Genomic DNA, 19,827 nt, shown 5'->3' on the forward strand with positions numbered 1-19,827 from the left:
TATAAGAGCCGCGGGAGAGCTCATAAGAAGAGGACAGGGTCCATGAGTCAGAACGATCGAGCGTACAGCGAGAAACGCGACTACATCCGCATGCGACTGGAAGCTGCAGTCGTCCTCCATCATGCTGGCCGGGAAATTCCCGCACTGTGCCTGGATCTTTCCAGTACTGGCATGCAAATCGAGGCTGAAGCGGCCTTGAGCATGGGCGACAAGGTCAAGGTCCATATCCCTTCGGAACACAGCGAACTCGCCGGCCTCGACGCCCACGCAGAGGTCGTGCGGGTCGGCGACCTGGGTGACGGCCGTCAGTCGCTGGGCCTGGCCATCATCTCCATGAGCTGAAATCTGCATTTACGAAAAAGGCGGCCCTGAGCCGCCTTTTTTGCATCTGTCAGGACTTAAAAGTCGTCTTCGACCTGGCCATCCTTGACCTTGAACTCACGGCTCTGCAGGTAGGCGTTGCGAATGAAGATGTACTTGTCGCCGCTGACCAGTCGCTCGGCCTGCAGCAGGTTGGCACGGGTGTCGACCACCTGCACGCCACGGGTGACGTTACGGGTCGGCACATGATCCATGTGCGGATACGGCGTCAGGAAGCTGTCCGGCACCCGACCGGTGGCATCACGCACGGTGCTTGGCCCGAGGAGCGGGATGACCAGGTAAGGCCCGCTATTCAGACCCCAGACGCCCAGGGTCTGACCGAAGTCTTCGTCACTCTTGCGCAGGCCCATGTGCTTGGCCACGTCGAAGAAGCCCAGCACACCGAAGGTGGTGTTGAAGATCAGGCGACCGGTATCGACGCCGGCGTTGTGCAGTTTGCCCTGCAGCAGGTTGTTGGCCAGGTTGCCAACGTCGCCGATGTTGCCGAACACGTTGTGTACGCCATCTTCGAGAAATTGCGGCGTGACCGCCCGGTAACCCTGGGCGATCGGCTTCAGCGCATAGGTATCGACGGTATCGTTGAAACGGAAGATGGGCCGATTGAAGCTTTCCCAAGGATCTTCTTCCGAAGCGGCCTGACTCATCGCAGGCAGCAGGCTCAGGCCGACGAGGGCCATCAGGCCACCCAGGCGCGCGATCCAGCGAGCACCGATCACATGCATTTAAATCTCTCCTTGAGGAAATAATGTGGCCACCGCCAGCGGGCCGAATGCCGCGTAGTATAAAGCCTGGAGCCCTGATTGGGCAGCATAGCGAAGAAAAGCGATGACCGACGAAACCTTGCTGCACACCGCACACATCCCCGTACGCTGGGGCGATATGGACAGCTACGGGCACGTCAACAACATCATCTACATGCAATACCTGGAAGAAGCCCGTGTCGCCTGGTTCGAGCTGGCCGGCGTAGCCATGAGCAACGTGCCGCTCGGCCCGGTGGTACTGCAGACCCAGCACACCTATCTGAAACCGGTGATCCACCCTGCCACCGTGGTGGTGGAACTGAGAGCCGGAGCAGTGGGGCGCAGCAGCCTGGTGATCGAACACCGGCTGCGCACCGTCGAAGACCCGCTCACGGTCTACGGTGAGGGTTACTGCAAACTGGTGTGGATCGACCATGAGAGCGGCAAGTCGGTAGCCCTGCCGGAGCACGTACGCGCTCTGTTCGACGTCATCTAGCGGTCACATTACGGTCATCCGTTGGCGCTAGATTGGCCTAGGCCGATGCCACGGATGATCCCATGCCCTCCCCCTGCACCGCCCTGATCTTTCAACTGTCCGGCTGCCTGGTCGACTTCGGCGCCCGCACGCTACCCGTCGCACTGCAGCGGCTGCACCCCGAGTGCACGCCCGCAAGCCTCGTCGGTGCGCCGCAGCAGGCGCTGGATGTCTGGCTAGGCAAGCCGGCAACCGCAGCACAACTGCAAGCGCTACAGCAGACGCTGAGCGAGGTGGCCGGCGACCATGCCGAGCTGACCCCAGGTGCTGCACAGTTGCTGCAAAACCTGCATGCCAATGGCACACCCTGCGCCTGGCTGGATGACCTACCAACCGACGCCAGTCTGCGCCTGGCCGAAGCGCTGCCCGCGCCCATTGAAGCGGTGCGGACCCGTCAGGCCAGGCCGTGGCCGGCGCCAGACAGCTGCTGGCAGGCATTGAGCCAGCTGAGCATCGAGCGCCTGGATGGTTGTGTAGTCGTCAGTGGTAATCCGCTATTGCTGCAAGCCGGGCTCAATGCTGGCTGCTGGACCATCGGCCTGGCCGCCTGCGGGCCACTTTGCGGCTATGCCCTGGCCGACTGGCAGGCACTGGACGCAAGCGAGCAGAAACACCTGCGCGCCGAGGCCACGCTGCAGCTCTATCGTCTGGGCGTGCATTCGGTAGTCGATCACCTGGGAGAAATCGAGGCCAGCCTGGACGATATCGGCGTACGCCGGAGCAAGGGCGAAAAGCCCTGAGACTTTGACTCTGATCAGGCAAAGCCGGCCCGCTTGGATTAACCTTCAGGTACGGGTTGAAAACTTCCAGCGCAGCTGGGGGTCAATGCCTAAGCTGATTCGAAAAGGAGAACTCTATGCCAGCAAGCGACCTGCAGCAGCAACTGGAAGCCCTCCAGCAACACCTGGCCCAGGACACGCCGCTCAGCGAGGAAGAACGCGCATCGCTCTACCTGCTAACCCAGGAAATCGAAGTGCAATTGGCGCGTGAAGCCGCCTCAGCGCCTGACGCCACGCTGGTCGATGGCGTCAATCTGGCGGTGGAACGTTTCGAGGCCAGCCACCCTACCCTCGCCGGCACCCTGCGCAACATCATGCAGAGCCTGGCCAACATGGGCATCTGAATGCCCTGCCCAGGCTAACATCGAGCAACTCAGGAAAATGCCGCCATTTCAGACTGTGTGAAAACGTTCTGAACTGAACCGGTTCAATACAAACGCCTCGATTGATTCGGGGCGTTTGTGTTTTTACTGGTGCAATGATGCAAAGTGCAGCGCTCAGGTCAGCAGCTCGATCATGCGGCGTGCCCCGAGTACCGAAATAGCACGTTTGAGGTTGTAGGCTTGCACGGCCATCGCCATCTCTGCTCTCACCCCGCTGAAATGGCGCACTAGAAAACGACCGTTGCCCAGAATCCATTGTTTGAGATTGCCAAAAGGGTGCTCGACGATTGCTCGTCGCCGTCCCATCATCTCAGGGTGAGTTTCGAGTCGTTTCTCCATCCGCGCGAACGCCTCTTCGTTGGGATGGCGGCTGATATGACGCCGTTGGGCCTGTGTGCACTTGGCTTTTAATGGGCAGTTCCCGCAGTCCTTGGCACGGGCTGCGTAAAGGCGAGTGCCACGATTGAGCTGTTTGAGCGACAGGGTCTTGCCCGCAGGACATTGGAAGCTGTCGGTCGCAGGATCGTAAGTGAAGTCCTGACGCGCAAACAGTGTGCCGCCGCCCTGGTTGTTGGGCGCGCGATTCACGGGGACGAAAGCCGTAATGCCCGCTTCTTCGCAGGCCTGAAACTGCGCCCCGTTGGAATAACCTGCATCAGCCGTGACGGTCAGCTCAGGCTGCTGCAGAACCGCCTGAGTCGCTTTGGCCATCGGCTCCAACTGCTGGTTGTCGGTGCAGTCACTGGTCACTTCGTGATGCACGATCAGGCCATGCTCGGCATCGACAGCGCTCTGCACGTTGTAGGCCACGCAAGGGCTCTTGCCTGAGCAGCGCATCTTCTTGGCATCCGCTTCGCCTTCGACGAACTGTTCCAGGCCCTGCACCTCCATCAGCGCTTTTACGGTCAAGTTATCGGCATGGCGATCCTGTAGCTGGCGTAGCGCCTGTTTCACCGCTGCCCGGTCAATCGTCTCTTGCGCGTCTTGTGCATCACCCTCATCAAGCTGGGCCAGGTACTGGGCAATGTGTTTTTCCAGCTTCGCTTGTTGACGCTTGAGCTTCTCCACGCTCAGGTGCTTGCGCAGCGAAGCTACCGCTTGGAACTTGCTGCCATCGATGGCCACCAGCTCCCCACTGATCAAGCTCGCCTGGCGACAGAACTGGACGAAAGCCTTGCAAGTCGCCTGAAAGGCCATGCTGTTATCTTTGCGAAAATCCGCGATGGTCTTGAAGTCCGGCGCCAGACGACCCAGCAACCACATCACCTCGATATTGCGCTGGCACTCCGCCTCCAATCGACGAGAGGAGCGAATGCGCTGGAAGTAGCCATATAGGTATAGCTTGAGCAAATCAGCTGGATCGTAGCCAGGGCGCCCAGTCTTGAGCGGCTCAGCCTTGCTGAACCCCAGTACCTTCAGATCCAGACGAGCCACATAGGCCTCGATGACTCGAACTAGATGATCCTCAGGAACCAGCTCTTCCAATGTCGGCGGAAACAGGCTGCTTTGTTGCCGATCTTCACCTTGGATATAGCCCATAAACGACAATGCCCCTATCGACCGATAGAGGCATTGTCTTCAGCTTGCTCTCAGACTGCTAGGTTTTCACACAGTCTGATTTGGCGGCATTTTTCATGGGTTACTGGCGCGCCAGGCGACCATTTTCCGGCTTGATCGCCTCGGTGCTGCGGTACGGGTTGATATCCAGCCCACCGCGGCGCACGTAGCGCGCATAGACAGTCAGCGACTGCGGCTGCAGCAGATGCTGCAGATCGAGGAAGATGCGCTCGACGCACTGCTCGTGAAAATCCGCGTGCTGACGGAAGCTCACCAGATAGGCCAGCAGGCTGGCATGATCCAGCGCGGTACCGCGATACTCGACGACCAGACTGCCCCAATCAGGCTGACCGGTAACCGGGCAGTTGGATTTGAGCAGATGACTGTGCAGGCTCTCCTCCACCACGCGATCGGCGTCGCAGCGCAGCAGCTCGGGTTGCGGGTGGTCGTACTGGCTGACACTGATGTCCAGATCATCGATGCACTGACCAGGCAGCGTCGCCACTCCTTCGTCAGAAACCTCAGCCAGAGAGCGCAGGCGCACCGCTACTGGCTTGCCGGCCACCGCCGACAGATCACGCACCAGTGTCGCTTGCAACTCATCCCAACTGGCGAAAGCCGACTGGTTCAGGGAATTGAGATACAGCTTGAAGGACTTCGACTCGATGATGTTCGGCGAGTCTGCGGGGATGGCGAACTCACCGATGGCCACCACCGGCTTACCGGACGGCAGCAGCCAGGACAGCTCGTAGCAGTTCCAGTAGTCCACGCCCTGATACGGCAGGCTGGCGCCATCGAGGCCCAGCTCCGCCCACTTGGTGGTACGCGAGATGGGAAACAGCAGCTCGGGGCTGTACTCGGCGATGTACTGGCTGGACTTGCCCAGCGGGGAATGTTCGGCGGGGTGCTGCATGGCTGGCAATCCAGGGTGACGAAAACCGCGCGAGTTTAGCGGGTTGAGCGCCAAGTCGCACCCGCGAAGCACCACGCAGACACTTGCAGGAGCGAGCTCCGCTCGCGAATCGCCTCACCGCCAAAAGCTTCGCGAGCAGAGCTCGCTCCTACGACAATCAGTCGTTCAATGCCCGTGGGAGGGGCTTTCGGCTCGGGCATCCTGCTTCGCTCTACCTCCTGCATCCCTGCAGTCGTGGCCGCGACAGCTGCAAAAGCTCGCCGTTAAAGCGCCTCCTACGATGGCTATCGGCACAGGCCAGTCAGACCGCTGCCGGCTCCTCCTCGATTACCCGCAGCGGTGCCCAACGGCGCAGCAGCAGGTACAGCGTCGGAATCACGTAGAGGGTGAAGAAGGTCCCCACCAGCAATCCGCCAACAATCACCAGGCCGATCTGCTGACGGCTTTCGGCACCGGCACCCGTGGCGATGGCCAACGGCAGCGAACCCAGCACCATGGCGCCGGTGGTCATCAGGATCGGCCGCAGGCGCTGCACCGACGCCTCAATCACCGCCTCACGTAGCGCCTTGCCCTCGCGCAGCAGGTGGTTGGCGAACTCGACGATAAGGATGCCGTGCTTGGTGATCAGGCCGATGAGAGTCACCAGGCCGATCTGCGAATAAATGTTCCAGGTCCCTCCGAACAGCTTCAGTGCCAGCAACGCGCCGGCCATCGACAAGGGCACGCTGAACAGAATGATCAGCGGGTCGCTGAAGCTCTCGAACTGCGCCGCCAGCACCAGGAAGATGAAGGCCAGCGCCAGAGCAAAGATCAGCAGGATGCCCGAGCTGGACTCCTTGAAGTCACGCGAAGTACCGGTGTAGTCGTACTGCGTCTCGGGCGGGAACACCTCACGCGCAGCGGTCTCCAGGTGGTTGAGCGCCTCGCCCAGGGTGTATCCGGCACCGACGTTGGCGCTGATGGTCACAGCACGCAGCTGGTTGAAGTGATTGAGCTCGCGCGGCGCCACCGTCTCGCGCACCTCGATCAGGTTGGACAGCTGCACCATGCCGCCATCGCGATCACGCACGTAGACCCGATCCAGGTCCTGCGGGTTGCTGCGGTCGATATCCTGCAGCTGCACCATGACGTCGTACTGCTCGCCGTTCTGCTTGAAGCGGGTCACCTGGCGGCTGCCAAACAGGCTTTCCAGGCTGCGGCCGATCACCGATACATCGGTGCCAACCGCCGTTGCCTGCTCACGATTGACAGTGATCTTGAGCTGCGGCGAATTGAGCTTGAGGTCGCTATCCAGCCCCTCCAGGCCCGGATAATCACGCATGCGCTCCATCAGTTGATCGACATAAACCTGAAGCTCGGCGTATTCCATAGACGAGCGCACGACGAAGTTGATCGGCTGGTTACGCGCACTCTGCCCCAGCGGCGGACGGTTGACTGGGGTCACGCGCATGCCGGCGATGTCCTGCAACTGCGGCAGCAGCTCGTTGCGAATCTCGAACTGGGTACGCGAGCGGTCGCCCCAGTCCTCTAGCTTCATGAAGGAGATACCCTGCGCCACCGTGGGGAAACCAGCGATCATCAGATAGCGATTGGTCTCCGGAATGCTCGCGTAAGCGGCTTCGACCTCACGGCCGTAGCGCGCCGTGTAATCGATGGTGGCGCCGTCCGGGCCATTGAACACGCCGACGATGGTACCGGTGTCCTCGGTAGGCGCCAGCTCCGAACGCAAGCCGCCGAACAGCCAGGCGCACATCACGAAGGCGCCTAGCAGCACGCCAAGCACCAGCGGCCAGGCACGCAGGGCACGGTCCAGACTGTGCTTGTAGCTATAGGTAAGGCCGTTGAGGAAGCCTTCGATCAGGTTGTACACGCGGCCATGGCGCTGCTCGTGCTGATGCGGTTTGAGCATCACCGCGCACATCATCGGCGTCAGCGTCAGTGCCACGAAACCGGAAACCAGAACGGCGCCGGCCAGGGTCCAGGCGAACTCGGTGAACAGCTTGCCGGTAGTGCCCTGCATGAAGCCGATGGGGGCGAATACCGCCGCCAGGGTCAGGGTCATGGCGATCACCGCGAAGGCGATCTCGCGACTGCCCTTGAAGGCCGCCTGCATGGGCTTCATCCCGGCCTCGATATGGCGATGGATGTTCTCCAGCATGACGATGGCGTCGTCCACCACCAGGCCGATAGCCAACACCATGGCCAGCAATGTCAGGGTGTTGATGGTGAAGCCCATCAGCGACATCAGGGCGAAGGCGCCGATCAACGAGACCGGGATGGTTACCAGCGGAATCAGCGTCGCACGCAGCGAACGCAGGAAGATGAAGATGATCAGGATGACCAGCGCCACGGCTTCCCAGATGGTGGTAAAGACGTTATCGATGGACTCGCGGATGAACTGCGAGTTGTCGTTGGCCACGGTCATGTTCATGCCGTCGGGCAGCAATGCCTGAACGTCATCCCAGGCCGCTTCGAGCCCGTCGGAGATATCCAGCGGGTTGGCCGTGGCCTGCTTGACCAGACCCAGGGTCACCGCTGGCAAACCGTTGAAACGCACCACGGTGCGCTCGTCGCGGGGCCCCACCTCGGCGCGGCCAACATCGGACAGACGCAGCAGATAGCCTTGCGAATCGTCGAGAATCAGCTCGCTGAACTGCTCCGGGGTACGCAGATCGGTTTCCGATAGCACGCTGAACTCACGCTCGCGTGACTCGATGCGTCCGGCCGGAATCTCCACGTTCTGCCGACGCAGGGCGTCTTCCACGTCCTGCACGGTGAGGTTGTGCGCGGCAAGCTTTTCCGGATCGAGCCAGATGCGCATGGAGAAGGTACGCGCCCCGCGTACCTGCACTTCGGACACACCGGGAATGGTCTGCAGGCGATCCTTGACTACCCGCTCCAGCAGATCGGTGATCTCCATGGCGCTGTGCTGCTGGCTGTGAAAGGCGATCCACACCACCGGCTGGGCGTCGGCCTCGACCTTCTGCACGATGGGCTCGTCGACCTCATCCGGCAGCAGGTTGCGCACTCGCCCAAGGCGATCACGCACGTCGTTGGCGGCCTCGTCTGCGCTGCGGCCGAGGCGAAACTGTGCGGTGATCTGGGTGTTTTCCGCGCGACTGATGGAGGTGACAAAGTCCAGGCCCTCGATACCGGAGAGCACGTCCTCCACCGGCTGCGCCACCTGCGACTCCATGATTTCCGGACTGGCGCCGGGATAGGTGACCTGCACAGTGACGATAGGCACGTCGATATTGGGGTATTCGCGCACGTTGAGGCGGTCGTAGGCCATCAGCCCCAGCAGCACCACGATCAGCGACAGAACAGTGGCGAATACCGGCCGGCGAATGCAGACATCGGAAAGTGTCACGGCTGGCGCTCCCCGCTCTTGGTACGCACGACCAGCCCTTCACGCACACGCTGCCAACCGGCGCTGATGATAGTTTCGTCACCCTGCAGGCCTTCACGCACCTCGACCAGGCCGTCGAAACGCTTGCCCAGCGTCACCTCACGGCGCTCGACCTTGCCATCGACCACCAGGTTGACCAGCAACTTGTCGCCCTGCGGCATCACCGCCTCTTCGGGGATCACCAGCGCCTGCGGCCGCTCTTCGAGAATCACCGAAACGCGGACGAACTGGCCTGGACGCAGGCGCCGATCATCGTTGCCGATATGCGCGCGGATAGCCTGGCTGCGCCCCGCTTCATCCAGGCGCGGGTTGATGGCGTAGATCTCCCCTCGAAAACGTTCGCCCGGGTAGGTATCGAGGGTGATTTCCACGGTCTGACCGAGGCGCACCTGGGCCACGGCCTTCTGCGGAATACGGAAGTCGACCTTGAGCGGGTCGAGCACCTCCAGATTGACGATGTTTTGCCCGGAACTGAGGTAGTCACCGACGCTGGCCTGACGCAGGCCGAGAGTACCGTCGTGAGGGGCCTTGATCTGAGTTTTGTCGAGCCGTGCCTGGGCCAGGGCCTGGCTGGCGCGCGCAGCCTGCAGCTGGCTCTGCGCCTCATCCAGCGCCTGGGCATTGCTGGCGCCGCGCTGGAACAACATCTGCGCCCGCTGGTGGTTTTTCTCGGCGAGATCGAGATTAGCCCGCGCCTGGGCGAATTCGGCACGGGTAATGGCATCGTCGAGGCTGATCAGCAGGTCGCCGGCGGTTACCGCCTGACCCTCGCGAAAATGCAGGGTGGCCAGGCGCCCTTCCACTTCCGGACGGATCATCACCGACTCGTCGGAGCGCAGCGAACCGAAGGTGATCAGCTCGTCACGCACCTCCATCTGCCGCACCGGCACGATCTCGACCATTGGCCCTTCTGCAGCAACCGCAGGCAGCGCAAATACACCCAGCCACAGCAATGGAAGAGCACGCAACAGCACGGTCATGATCAGCCCCTTCTTCTTGGTAGAGGCGGAGTCTAACCGGCTGCTGCGTTACTGACAGGTGCGCAAGTTATTTCGCTATGTTTTTTCTCTCGCCACCACGCCTGTAGGAGCGGCTTTAGCCGCGAGATCGCGGATGAATCCGCTCCCACAAAAGCGTCACTGACGCATGCCGCGACCGCTGATCAGCAGGCGGATGCACAGGGTATAGAGCGCAGCTGTGGCCAGCAGCATGAAGCCGATGGCTACGCCAATGCGGATGTCGGATACCCCGAGAATGCCGTAACGGAAGGCGTTGACCATATGCAGGATGGGATTGCCCAGCGACACCGTCTGCCAGAACGGCGGCAACAGGGTGATGGAATAGAACACCCCACCCAGGTAGGTCAGCGGCGTCAGGACGAAGGTCGGGATGATCGAAATGTCGTCGAAGTTGCGCGCGTACACCGCGTTGACGAAGCCGCCCAGCGAGAAGATGGTCGCCGTCAGCAGCACTACCAGCACGGTCACACCCAGGTGATGCACCTGCAGATGAGTGAAGAACAACGACAACAGCGTGACGATGAAGCCCACAGCCAACCCGCGCAACACGCCACCGACGACGAAGCCGATGAGGATGGTGTGCGGCGATACCGGCGATACCAGCAGTTCCTCGACGTTGCGCTGGAACTTGCTACCGAAGAAGCTCGACACCACGTTGCCGTAGCTGTTGGTGATCACCGACATCATGATCAGCCCCGGCACGATGTATTCCATGTAGCTGAAGCCGCCCATATCGCCGATCTGCCGGCCGATCAGGTTACCGAAGATAACGAAGTACAGGACCATGGTGATCGCTGGTGGTAGCAGGGTTTGCGGCCAGATACGCACGAAGCGACGGACCTCACGGTGAACGATGGTACGCAGGGCCACCAGGTTGGCGGCGAATTCGCTGTTGAGGTACTGAGAGGTCATTGCGCCACCTTGGCCAGGTTCTTTTCCACCAGGGAGACGAACAGCTCCTCCAGGCGATTGCTCTTGTTACGCAGGCTGAGCACCTCGACCTGCTGCTGGGCCAGTTGCTGAAACAGCGCGTTGAGGCCCTGACTCTTCTCCACCTGCACTTCCAGGGTGTGATGATCGACCAGGCGCGCCGGATAGCCCTGCAGCGCCGGAACGGTGCTGTAGGAATCCTTTAGGTCGAAGAGAAAGGTCTCGACGTGCAGCTTCTTCAGCAGATCCTTCATGCTGCTCAGCTCCACGATACGGCCGTGGTCGATGATGCCGATGTTGCGGCAGAGCTGCTCGGCCTCTTCCAGGTAGTGGGTCGTCAGGATGATGGTGGTGCCCTGCTTGTTCAGCTCAGTGAGGAAGCTCCACATCGAACGGCGCAGCTCGATATCCACCCCGGCAGTCGGTTCATCGAGGATCAGCAGGCGCGGCTGGTGCACCAGAGCGCGGGCGATCATCAGGCGGCGCTTCATGCCGCCGGACAGTTCGCGGGAGGCGACGTCGCGCTTGTCCCAAAGGCCGAGCTGGGTCAGGTACTGCTCGGCGCGCTCCTTGGCGACGGAACGCGGAATACCGTAGTAGCCGGCCTGGGTGACGACGATGTCGAACACCTTCTCGAACTGGTTGAAGTTGAATTCCTGCGGCACCACGCCGAGGCAGCGCTTGAGCGCGTAGGGTTCGCGGTCAAGGTCATGGCCGAACACGCTGACCGTGCCGCTGCTCTTGTTCACCAGCGTGGAAAGCACGCCGATGGTGGTGGATTTGCCGGCGCCATTGGGGCCAAGCAAGGCGAAGAAGTCACCTTCGGCAACGTCCAGATCGATGCCGTGCAGGGCCTGGAAGCCGTTTCCGTAGGTCTTGGTCAACTGGCGAATGGTCAGGGCGGAGCTCATGAAGATGGGGTTTCCCGCGCGAGAGTGAGGTCGTTATAGATGGGTACGAAGAGCCCCGATTGCAACCGGGTGTTTCGCCCATTTCTTTCTGGCATGCACCCTACCGACCCCGGCGCGCAGATAAAAGACCGTCATGCCAATCTTGATTATCGACTCAGTCGATAACACTGGCCTCACGTTGCATATCGCCACTCAATTCCAGCGCACCTACCTCGAACAGATGCGGATAACACCCGCGCAGATGGTCGAAGAACAGTTGCTCGGGCAGATCCTCGAACTGACCGTGATCGTGCAGGTATTCCATGTAGCGCTCCCCCTGGTCGTTGTAAGGATGGAAGACGCTGTCATGCACGCCGTCGAACTCCAGCGGCGCCACCTTGAACACCCGGCACAGTGCCTCGTTGAACGCCGGCGTGGCCTTGACCCAGCGCCCATCCAGATACAGCTCGGTATAGCCATGCATGGCGAATACCTCGCTACGCAGCAGTTCCAGCAGACGCGGCGTCGACAGGTGATTGCGCACGTCGGCCAGGCCAATACGCGCGGGAATCCCACAATGCCGGGCACAGGCAGCGAGCAGATTGGCCTTGGGCACGCAGTAGGACTCACCGGCCGCCAATGCATGACTGGCCTTCAATGTCTGCGCATCGAGGCTGAAGGCATAGGGGTTGTAGCGAACCTCGTCACGCACCGCCAGATACAGGGCCACGGCCTGACTGGTCGGTTCTCGTGACGCACCACGCCAACGTTCGGCGAACTCGACTACCGCGCGATGGTCACTGTCAATGAAGCGGCCGGGACGTAGATAGGTCTGCATGGCGAGGGCTCCTGAAGTTTGCTTCAGTCTAATCCCGTCAATTGCGCCACGTTCACGACGATCCGGCCAAGCTCACCGCCCCTGCCGCCATTTATGGCTATGCTCGGGGCGTCGCCCGCTCGAATCATGGAGGAATGCACATGCTCGTCATCTGGTTGCTGGTTCTGCTGCTCGGGGTCGCCTACCTGGCCCATAGCCGTACCACCGCCCTACCCGCCCTCGGCATCACCGCAGCCTATCTGGTGGCCATGGCATTGTTCAGCCCGGTGCCGGGCTGGTTGCAACTGCTGCTGTGGATCGTCACTGGCGCCGTCGCCGCCTTCATTCTGCTAGGCGATCTGCGCCGGCAATTGTTCACCAGCCCGCTGTTCGCCTGGTTCCAGCGCGTACTGCCGCCAATGTCGGCGACCGAGCGCGATGCCATCGAAGCCGGTACGGTGTGGTGGGATGGCGAGCTGTTCAGCGGCAAGCCTGACTGGGACAAGCTGCTGGCCTACCCCAAGGCCAAGCTGACCGACGAAGAACAAGCGTTCATCGACGGCCCCACCGAGGAACTCTGCGCCATGATCAGCGACTGGCAGGTTGGCCAGCAGATGGATCTGCCGGAGAAAGCCTGGGAGCACATCAAGCAGCATGGTTTCTTCGCCCTGATCATTCCCAAGGAGTACGGCGGCAAGGGCTTCTCGGCCTACGCCCACTCGCAGGTGGCGATGAAACTGGCCACCCGCAGCGGCGACCTGGCCTCCACCGTGATGGTGCCCAATTCCCTCGGCCCAGCCGAACTGCTGCTGCACTACGGCACCGATGAGCAGCGCCAGCACTACCTGCCGCGCCTGGCGCGCGGTGATGACATTCCCTGCTTCGCTCTGACCGGCCCGCTGGCAGGCTCCGATGCCGGTGCCATGCCGGACACCGGGATCATCTGCAAGGGCCAGTACAACGGCGAAGAAGTGATCGGCCTGCGCCTGAATTGGGAGAAGCGCTACATCACCCTCGGCCCGGTGGCGACCCTGCTCGGCCTGGCCTTCAAGGCCTACGACCCGGATCACCTGCTGGGCGACAAGGAAAACCTCGGCATCAGCCTGGCGCTGATTCCCACCGATACCCCCGGCGTGGAAATCGGCCGTCGTCACCTGCCCCTCGGCGCAGCCTTCATGAACGGCCCGAACTCCGGCAAGGACGTGTTCATTCCGCTGGAGTACCTCATCGGTGGCCAGGAGTACCTCGGCAAGGGCTGGATAATGCTGATGAACTGCCTGTCGGTTGGTCGCTCCATCTCCCTGCCGGCAGTCGGCACCGGCGCGGCCAAGTTCACCAGCCTCGCCACCGGCCAGTACGCTCAGCTGCGTGAGCAGTTCAACGTACCGCTGGCTGCCTTCGAGGGCATTCAGGAGGCCTTGGCGCGCATCGGCGGCAATGCCTGGCTGATGGATAGCGCGCGCATCCTCACCGCCAACGCCGTCGATCTAGGCGAGAAACCCTCGGTGCTGTCGGCGATTCTCAAGTACCACCTGACCGAGCGCGGCCGTGAGTGCATCGGCCACGCCATGGACGTGCACGGCGGCAAGGGCATCATCATGGGCCCGAACAACTACCTGGCCCGCTCCTGGCAGGGCGCGCCGATCTTCATCACCGTCGAGGGCGCCAACATTCTCTCGCGCAATCTGATGATCTTCGGCCAGGGCGCCATCCGCTGCCACCCCTACGTGCTCAAGGAAATGGCCCTGGCCGACCGCGAGGACAAGGATCAGGCACTGGCCGAGTTCGACTCACTGCTGATGAGCCATATCGGCTTCGCCGTCGGTAACGCCGCCAGCAGCTTCCTCTTGGGGCTGACACTGAACCGCCTGGGCCAGGTGCCCGGCGATGACCTCAGCCAACCTTACTACCGCGCCCTCAACCGCCTGGCCGCGGCCTTCGCCCTATGCGCCGACAGCAGCATGATGTTGCTCGGCGGCGACCTGAAACGCCGCGAGCGCCTGTCTGCACGCCTGGGCGACGTACTCAGCCATCTCTATCTGGGCTCGGCCGCGCTCAAGCGCTACCACGACCTGGACTACCCGGAAGCAATTCGTCCGCTGCTGCGCTGGGCCATGGAGGAAAACCTTTACCACGCCGAGCAGGCACTCGATGACCTGCTGAGCAACTTCCCCAACCGTCTGTTCGGCTGCCTGCTGAAAGTGCTGGTGTTCCCGCTGGGTCGCCGCCATCACGGCCCGAGCGACGAACTGGACGCCGAAGTGGCCGCGATCATTGGCCGCCAGGCCGGCGACCCGGCACTGGAGTCGGTACTGGAAGGTTGCTACCGGCCGCAGGCCGATCAGGATTCGGTTGGCGCCCTGCAACACGCGCTGAACCTGGTGCAAGCCAGCCAGGATGCGCGCAAGCGTCTGCACCAGGCGCTCAAGGATGGCAGCCTGCAACCGGCTCCGGGCCAGGACGCCATCGAGGCGGCGATCGCTGCCGGCATCCTCGACGGCGAACAGGGCCAGCGCCTGCAAGCCGCCGAAGCGGCACGGCGTCGGGTGATCGACGTCGACGACTTCGCCAAGGAAGAGCTCAAGCTGAGCCGCGGCAAGGTGCGCTGAGTCGAACCGCTTGTGGGAGGGGCTTTTAGCCGCGAGTTTCTTGCGGCGCGGCTACGACTGCAGGGATGCAGGAGGTAGAGCGAAGCAGGATGCCCGAGCCGAAAGCCCCCTCCCACGAAAGCCAGCTATGCAGGACAGCGGGCGCCAGGAACTCTATACTCCTGCGCCCGTTTTACCCTTCAGGAACCTGCACCATGGCCAGCCATCTCGAACACCACCTCGCCCTGCTCAACCACCTGCGCGGCATCCTCGTCGCCCTGGGCGAAGCCGAACAGGTGCTCGACGACAGCCACGCCCTGTTCCTCGAGCGCTACGACGAACTGCTCGCCGAATTGCCGCGCGACCCGGTTTCCAGCCAATACCTGGGCCAGGATCTGATCAGCCAGGTGTTCCACCGCTACCCACAGATCGCCCACCTGGTACCCCGTGATCTGCTGTGGTTCTTCGGTGGCGACTGCCTGCACTTCATGCCCGACGAAGAAATCGCCCTGTACCAGGCCCTCGACGAGCGCCGTTTCGAAGCCGAAGAGAACGACGAGCCCTTCGACTGGAACCTGGAAAAACAGCTGCTGGCCCTGCCCACTGACGGCGCCAAGCACTGATCCACCGCTAACACCTATTGGTCAGAATGTCGCAGATGACGGCGGTGACAGCCGTCATCTTTCATGCATAAATACCCCCACCAGTATTTATGAGGTTCGACCATGCGCCCATTTCTGCTCGCTACCCTGCTCGTTAGCACCGCCGCACAAGCAACCGCCCCCTGGCAAGACGAGGCGGCGGCGCAGATCCCACCATTCGCCGAGCACTTGCTGGGTACGGTACGCCAGGCCATCACCGATGGCGGGCCAACTGCAGCAGTACAGGCCTGCCAGGCATTGGCGCCACAGATCGCCAGCGAGCACAGCCAGCAAGCGTGGCAACTGGGCCGCACATCGCTCAAGGTACGCAACCCGGACAACACCCCCGATGCCTGGGAGCGCAGCGTGCTGGAACGCTTTGCGGAAGCCGCGATAGCCGGAACGCCGGTCAAGGAATTACGCTACAGCGAAGAGGTCGACGGCGAATATCGCTACATGCAGGCCATTGCCGTAGGCGAGCCTTGCATGGCCTGTCACGGCACCGCGATCAAAGCAGAGGTACAAGAGGCCATTGATCAGTACTATCCGCATGATCAGGCCCGCGGCTATCAGATCGGCGAACTGCGTGGCGCCTTTACCCTGACTCGCCCCCTCGCACAGGAAACGCCATGACCGAGACTACCGACCTGCATTTACGCATGCTCGAACAGCAGCAAGCGATGCTCAAGCGCCTGGCCCGTGTCGAAGGCCAGATCCGTGGCATCCAGGCGATGATCAAGCGTGGCGAGGATTGCGCCGCCATCGCCCAGCAGTTCTCGGCAGCTCGTAGCGCCCTGGACAAATCCTACCGCCTGATGCTCACCTGCCTGATCGAAGAAGCCATGCTCGACCCCGAGCAGGATACCGAGGCCTCACTGCAGCGAGTGCGCGAGATTTTCACCAAGTACACCTGACACACGCCCCCTCTGGCGCGCCGCTCGCGCGCGCCTGCCTCTGCCAGTGCCCGGCACCTCAAAAAACGCACAAACCGGTTATGGCCGACCTGAACAAGGTTGCGACATCTTATTACTTAACAATCTATGCATAGAACCAAAACACAGTTAAGCTAAATCTTAATTAAATACTCCCATGGGTATATGAGAGGAGCCTGACCATGCGCCCTGATGTCGTCGAATTCTTCGATCCTGTCACCTACACCTACAGCTACGTGATCATCGATCCTGCCACGCAACACTGCGCCATCGTCGACTCGGTGCTGGACTACGACCCGGCCTCCGGGCGCACCTCACACGCCAGCGCAGACCGCATCATCGCCTTCGTCAAGGAGCGCGATCTGCACGTTGAGTGGTTGCTGGAAACCCATGTGCACGCCGACCACCTGTCCGCCGCGCCTTACCTCAAGCGCGAACTGGGCGGCAAGCTGGCCATCGGTGAGCACATCACCGTAGTGCAGAACACTTTCGGCAAGCTGTTCAACGCCGGCACCGAGTTCGCCACCGATGGCAGCCAGTTCGACCGGCTGCTCCACGATGGCGATACCTTCCATATTGGCGAGCTGCACGGTAGAGCCATCCACACTCCTGGCCATACCCCGGCCTGTATGACCTACCTGATCGGTGACGCTGGTTTCGTTGGCGACACTCTGTTCATGCCCGACTACGGCACTGCGCGCTGCGACTTCCCCGGCGGCGACGCGCACATCCTCTACCAGTCGATCCAGCGACTCTTCACCCTGCCCGACGAAACCCGCCTGTTCATGTGCCATGACTACAAAGCGCCGGGGCGCGAGGATTTTCGCTTCCAGACCACCATCGCCGAAGAACGTGCGCACAACGTCCACGTTCATCAGGGCATCGCCGAAGCCGACTTCGTCGCCATGCGCCGCCAGCGCGACGCCACCCTGGACATCCCCACCCTGATTCTGCCGTCGGTGCAGGTCAACATGCGTGCAGGGCAACTGCCACCGGCCGAAGCCAATGGCACCCGCTACCTGAAAATCCCTTTGGATGTGCTGTAGAGCGGCAGGAAAAGAAATGAAACTGAGCCACTGGCTGCCCTGCTTGGACTGGGGCAGACGCTACGACCGAGGCAGCGCAACGCAGGATGGACTCGCCGCACTGATCGTCACCCTGATGCTGATTCCGCAGAGCCTGGCCTATGCCATGCTCGCGGGTCTGCCACCGGTGACCGGCCTCTACGCCAGCATCCTGCCGCTGCTGGCCTACGCCCTGTTCGGCTCCAGCCGCACTCTGGCGGTTGGTCCGGTGGCCGTGGTTTCACTGATGACCGCCGCCACCCTGGCGCCACTGTTTCCGGCCGGTAGCGCCGAATACGTCGGCGCCGCCATGCTCCTGGCCCTGCTCTCGGGACTGCTGCTGGCAGCCATGGCCATGCTGCGCCTGGGCTTTATCGCCAACTTTCTCAGCCATCCGGTGGTGTCCGGCTTTATCAGCGCCTCGGGCATTCTCATCGCTGTCGGCCAGCTCAAGCACCTGCTCGGCGTCTCGGCGTCCGGCGAAAATCTGCTGCAGTTGCTGCCACAACTGATCCAGGCGCTACCTGGCACACACGGACCGACGCTGCTGATCGGCGTGCTCAGCCTGGCATGGCTGTGGTGGGCCAGAAGCCGACTGAAGCAACTACTGCAAGGCCTTGGCCTGTCGCCGCAACTGGCCAGTAACCTGGCCAAGGCCGGGCCGGTACTGGCGATCATCGTCGCCATTGCCGCTGTCGCACTGCTGCAACTGGAGCAAGCCGGGGTCAAGGTGGTTGGCCTGGTGCCGCAAGGGCTGCCAGGGCTGACGCTGCCGACAATGGATCTCGACCTGGCCATACAACTGCTGCCAGCGGCGCTGCTGATCAGCCTGGTGGGCTTCGTCGAATCGGTCTCGGTCGGCCAGACCCTGGCGGCCAAACGCCGCCAGCGCATCCAGCCGGACAACGAGCTGCTCGGCCTTGGCGCGGCGAACATCGCCGCATCCTTCAGTGGCGGCTTCCCCGTCACCGGCGGTTTCGCCCGCTCGGTGGTCAATTACGATGCCGGCGCCCGCACGCCCATGGCCGGCGTATTCACCGCCCTCGGTATCGGCCTCAGCGTGATGCTGCTGACGCCTCTGCTGCACGACCTGCCACAAGCCGTGCTGGCGGCGACCATCATCGTCGCTGTGCTCAGCCTGGTCGACCTCAAGTCGCTGCAGCACACCTGGCGTTATTCGCGCCAGGACGGCGCCGCGCAGATTGCCACCCTCCTCGGTGTGCTGCTGATCGGCGTCGAGGCCGGTATCCTGCTTGGCGTCGGCCTGTCGCTGCTGCTGTTTCTCTGGCGCACCAGCCAGCCACATATCGCCGTGGTCGGCCAGGTACCGGGTAGCGAGCATTTTCGCAACGTCGAACGCTTCGCCGTGATCGAGAGACCCAGCGTGTTGTCGCTGCGTGTCGACGAGAGCCTGTATTTCCCCAATGCCCGCTATCTGGAAGACCGCATCGGCGAGCTGATCGCCAGTCGGCCGCAGGTACGTCACCTGGTGCTGATGTGCTCGGGAGTCAACCTGATAGACGCCAGCGCCCTGGATTCGCTGCACGCCATCGTCGAGCGCCTGCATACCGCCGGTGTGCAACTGCACCTGTCCGAGGTCAAGGGGCCAGTAATGGATCAGCTACGCCGCTCCGACTTCCTGGAGCGCTTCGGCGGCCAGGTATTCATCAGTCAGTTCGAGGCGCTCAAGCAGCTCGCCCCCGCGCCTCCATCGCCAACTTCTCAGCCACTTTCCATGCAAGGAAATACTCATGAAAAGCGCTCATGATCTGGTCCTCGCCGCCAAGACTCGCATCACTGAAGTCGATCTGTCGCAGGCCGAAGCAGCCATCCGCGATGCCGACCTGCTGATCGACGTGCGCGAGGCGGATGAATACAGCGCCGCACACATTCCCGGCGCCATCAACATTCCACGCGGTCTGCTGGAATTCAAGCTGAGCAACGATGCGCAACTGGCCGAGCGCACGCTCAAGCTGGTTCTCTATTGCAAGAACAGCGGTCGCTCGGCGCTGGCTGCCGACGCGCTGCGGGAGATGGGCTATCGCAATGTGCTGTCTCTGGCCGGCGGTATCGAGGCCTGGCAAGCGGCCGGTCGAGAACTGCTGACGCCGACCCTGCCGGCGTTCGACTGAGTGATTGGCGGCTGCCACTGCAGGCATTGATCCGCTAATCGACATTCTCCTGACCTGCATCAATCTCCATCGCTACATACCCCCACGAGTACTCTGTAACATTAGGACACATCCACT

The 19,827-nt window shown here is 62.0% G+C and carries 19 protein-coding genes; 11 read left to right on the forward strand and 8 right to left on the reverse strand.

All coding sequences use genetic code 11. From position 1 onward, the window contains the following. Positions 1-42 precede the first annotated feature (42 nt). Positions 43-342: a PilZ domain-containing protein gene (locus AAEQ75_RS20815; protein ID WP_021490576.1), complete on the forward strand. Its 300-nt coding sequence runs from the start codon at positions 43-45 to the stop codon at positions 340-342. A gap of 56 nt (positions 343-398) precedes the next feature. On the opposite strand, the gene AAEQ75_RS20820 is transcribed toward AAEQ75_RS20815, so the two are convergent. Next, entirely contained in the window at positions 399-1,103 is a 705-nt protein-coding gene (locus tag AAEQ75_RS20820; protein WP_343350334.1) for an MlaA family lipoprotein, read from the reverse strand. 103 nt (positions 1,104-1,206) lie between these two features. Between AAEQ75_RS20820 and AAEQ75_RS20825 the strand changes: the two genes are divergently transcribed. The 3 genes from AAEQ75_RS20825 to AAEQ75_RS20835 all read left to right on the forward strand — a co-directional run bounded on the left by AAEQ75_RS20825 (position 1,207) and on the right by AAEQ75_RS20835 (position 2,779). Continuing rightward, positions 1,207-1,617, forward strand: a complete 411-nt coding sequence (locus AAEQ75_RS20825; RefSeq protein ID WP_343350335.1) for an acyl-CoA thioesterase — start codon at positions 1,207-1,209, stop codon at positions 1,615-1,617. Positions 1,618-1,679: 62 nt separating this feature from the next. Further along, positions 1,680-2,396 (forward strand): HAD family phosphatase, encoded by a 717-nt coding sequence (locus tag AAEQ75_RS20830; RefSeq protein WP_343350336.1) that lies wholly within the window; start codon positions 1,680-1,682, stop codon positions 2,394-2,396. 116 nt (positions 2,397-2,512) lie between these two features. Continuing rightward, positions 2,513-2,779: a DUF4404 family protein gene (locus tag AAEQ75_RS20835; RefSeq protein WP_021490580.1), complete on the forward strand. Its 267-nt coding sequence runs from the start codon at positions 2,513-2,515 to the stop codon at positions 2,777-2,779. 153 nt (positions 2,780-2,932) lie between these two features. Here AAEQ75_RS20835 and AAEQ75_RS20840 read toward each other — a convergent pair whose 3' ends face one another. From AAEQ75_RS20840 to AAEQ75_RS20870, 7 genes are all read right to left on the reverse strand, one after another. Next, positions 2,933-4,357 (reverse strand): IS1182 family transposase, encoded by a 1,425-nt coding sequence (locus AAEQ75_RS20840; protein WP_343350338.1) that lies wholly within the window; start codon positions 4,355-4,357, stop codon positions 2,933-2,935. 100 nt (positions 4,358-4,457) lie between these two features. After that, a complete protein-coding gene (gene queF / locus AAEQ75_RS20845) occupies positions 4,458-5,288 on the reverse strand; it encodes an NADPH-dependent 7-cyano-7-deazaguanine reductase QueF (protein ID WP_125836900.1) in 831 nt (276 codons plus the stop codon). A gap of 301 nt (positions 5,289-5,589) precedes the next feature. Beyond that, positions 5,590-8,658: an efflux RND transporter permease subunit gene (locus AAEQ75_RS20850; RefSeq protein WP_343350339.1), complete on the reverse strand. Its 3,069-nt coding sequence runs from the start codon at positions 8,656-8,658 to the stop codon at positions 5,590-5,592. Next, complete coding sequence (locus AAEQ75_RS20855) at positions 8,655-9,677, reverse strand: efflux RND transporter periplasmic adaptor subunit (RefSeq protein ID WP_343350340.1); 1,023 nt, start codon at positions 9,675-9,677, stop codon at positions 8,655-8,657. Before AAEQ75_RS20855 ends, AAEQ75_RS20850 begins: the two co-directional genes overlap by 4 nt. 156 nt (positions 9,678-9,833) lie before the next feature. Next, positions 9,834-10,628 carry an ABC transporter permease gene (locus tag AAEQ75_RS20860; protein ID WP_106735297.1) on the reverse strand — a complete coding sequence of 265 codons (795 nt, stop codon included), beginning with the start codon at positions 10,626-10,628 and terminating at the stop codon, positions 9,834-9,836. Beyond that, positions 10,625-11,557, reverse strand: a complete 933-nt coding sequence (locus tag AAEQ75_RS20865) for an ABC transporter ATP-binding protein (protein WP_125836896.1) — start codon at positions 11,555-11,557, stop codon at positions 10,625-10,627. Before AAEQ75_RS20865 ends, AAEQ75_RS20860 begins: the two co-directional genes overlap by 4 nt. Positions 11,558-11,711: 154 nt before the next feature. Then, positions 11,712-12,374, reverse strand: a complete 663-nt coding sequence (locus AAEQ75_RS20870) for a transglutaminase-like domain-containing protein (RefSeq protein WP_143504139.1) — start codon at positions 12,372-12,374, stop codon at positions 11,712-11,714. Between the two features lie 140 nt (positions 12,375-12,514). On the opposite strand from AAEQ75_RS20870, the gene AAEQ75_RS20875 reads away from it, so the two are divergent. The 7 genes from AAEQ75_RS20875 to AAEQ75_RS20905 all read left to right on the forward strand — a co-directional run bounded on the left by AAEQ75_RS20875 (position 12,515) and on the right by AAEQ75_RS20905 (position 19,710). Then, complete coding sequence (locus AAEQ75_RS20875) at positions 12,515-14,962, forward strand: acyl-CoA dehydrogenase (RefSeq protein ID WP_343350342.1); 2,448 nt, start codon at positions 12,515-12,517, stop codon at positions 14,960-14,962. A 194-nt stretch (positions 14,963-15,156) separates the two neighbouring features. Then, positions 15,157-15,564: a PA2817 family protein gene (locus AAEQ75_RS20880; RefSeq protein ID WP_343350343.1), complete on the forward strand. Its 408-nt coding sequence runs from the start codon at positions 15,157-15,159 to the stop codon at positions 15,562-15,564. A gap of 102 nt (positions 15,565-15,666) precedes the next feature. Next, positions 15,667-16,215, forward strand: a complete 549-nt coding sequence (locus AAEQ75_RS20885; RefSeq protein WP_003460914.1) for a Tll0287-like domain-containing protein — start codon at positions 15,667-15,669, stop codon at positions 16,213-16,215. Next, the gene (locus AAEQ75_RS20890; protein WP_003460913.1) at positions 16,212-16,496 is read left to right on the forward strand and encodes a metal-sensing transcriptional repressor; all 285 of its coding nucleotides are present in this window, start codon (positions 16,212-16,214) and stop codon (positions 16,494-16,496) included. Before AAEQ75_RS20885 ends, AAEQ75_RS20890 begins: the two co-directional genes overlap by 4 nt. Positions 16,497-16,696: 200 nt before the next feature. Further along, positions 16,697-17,560: an MBL fold metallo-hydrolase gene (locus tag AAEQ75_RS20895; RefSeq protein WP_256836637.1), complete on the forward strand. Its 864-nt coding sequence runs from the start codon at positions 16,697-16,699 to the stop codon at positions 17,558-17,560. A gap of 16 nt (positions 17,561-17,576) precedes the next feature. After that, positions 17,577-19,346 (forward strand): SulP family inorganic anion transporter, encoded by a 1,770-nt coding sequence (locus AAEQ75_RS20900; RefSeq protein ID WP_343350344.1) that lies wholly within the window; start codon positions 17,577-17,579, stop codon positions 19,344-19,346. Next, positions 19,330-19,710: a rhodanese-like domain-containing protein gene (locus AAEQ75_RS20905; protein WP_003460910.1), complete on the forward strand. Its 381-nt coding sequence runs from the start codon at positions 19,330-19,332 to the stop codon at positions 19,708-19,710. The genes AAEQ75_RS20900 and AAEQ75_RS20905 overlap by 17 nt, the downstream gene beginning before the upstream one ends. Positions 19,711-19,827 lie beyond the last annotated feature (117 nt).

It is taken from the genome of Pseudomonas sediminis (assembly GCF_039555755.1).
Classification (GTDB): Bacteria; Pseudomonadota; Gammaproteobacteria; order Pseudomonadales; family Pseudomonadaceae; genus Aquipseudomonas; species Aquipseudomonas mendocina_D.

Bases quoted from the DNA above. Each gene is read 5' to 3' on its own strand.
- AAEQ75_RS20840 (WP_343350338.1), bottom strand. From the start codon at position 4,357: ATGGGCTATATCCAAGGTGAAGATCGGCAACAAAGCAGCCTGTTTCCG.
- AAEQ75_RS20895 (WP_256836637.1), top strand. From the start codon at position 16,697: ATGCGCCCTGATGTCGTCGAATTCTTCGATCCTGTCACCTACACCTAC.
- queF (WP_125836900.1), bottom strand. From the start codon at position 5,288: ATGCAGCACCCCGCCGAACATTCCCCGCTGGGCAAGTCCAGCCAGTAC.
- AAEQ75_RS20815 (WP_021490576.1), top strand. From the start codon at position 43: ATGAGTCAGAACGATCGAGCGTACAGCGAGAAACGCGACTACATCCGC.
- AAEQ75_RS20865 (WP_125836896.1), bottom strand. From the start codon at position 11,557: ATGAGCTCCGCCCTGACCATTCGCCAGTTGACCAAGACCTACGGAAAC.
- AAEQ75_RS20820 (WP_343350334.1), bottom strand. From the start codon at position 1,103: ATGCATGTGATCGGTGCTCGCTGGATCGCGCGCCTGGGTGGCCTGATG.
- AAEQ75_RS20835 (WP_021490580.1), top strand. From the start codon at position 2,513: ATGCCAGCAAGCGACCTGCAGCAGCAACTGGAAGCCCTCCAGCAACAC.
- AAEQ75_RS20890 (WP_003460913.1), top strand. From the start codon at position 16,212: ATGACCGAGACTACCGACCTGCATTTACGCATGCTCGAACAGCAGCAA.
- AAEQ75_RS20900 (WP_343350344.1), top strand. From the start codon at position 17,577: ATGAAACTGAGCCACTGGCTGCCCTGCTTGGACTGGGGCAGACGCTAC.
- AAEQ75_RS20860 (WP_106735297.1), bottom strand. From the start codon at position 10,628: ATGACCTCTCAGTACCTCAACAGCGAATTCGCCGCCAACCTGGTGGCC.
- AAEQ75_RS20825 (WP_343350335.1), top strand. From the start codon at position 1,207: ATGACCGACGAAACCTTGCTGCACACCGCACACATCCCCGTACGCTGG.
- AAEQ75_RS20905 (WP_003460910.1), top strand. From the start codon at position 19,330: ATGAAAAGCGCTCATGATCTGGTCCTCGCCGCCAAGACTCGCATCACT.
- AAEQ75_RS20875 (WP_343350342.1), top strand. From the start codon at position 12,515: ATGCTCGTCATCTGGTTGCTGGTTCTGCTGCTCGGGGTCGCCTACCTG.
- AAEQ75_RS20830 (WP_343350336.1), top strand. From the start codon at position 1,680: ATGCCCTCCCCCTGCACCGCCCTGATCTTTCAACTGTCCGGCTGCCTG.
- AAEQ75_RS20885 (WP_003460914.1), top strand. From the start codon at position 15,667: ATGCGCCCATTTCTGCTCGCTACCCTGCTCGTTAGCACCGCCGCACAA.
- AAEQ75_RS20855 (WP_343350340.1), bottom strand. From the start codon at position 9,677: ATGACCGTGCTGTTGCGTGCTCTTCCATTGCTGTGGCTGGGTGTATTT.
- AAEQ75_RS20880 (WP_343350343.1), top strand. From the start codon at position 15,157: ATGGCCAGCCATCTCGAACACCACCTCGCCCTGCTCAACCACCTGCGC.
- AAEQ75_RS20870 (WP_143504139.1), bottom strand. From the start codon at position 12,374: ATGCAGACCTATCTACGTCCCGGCCGCTTCATTGACAGTGACCATCGC.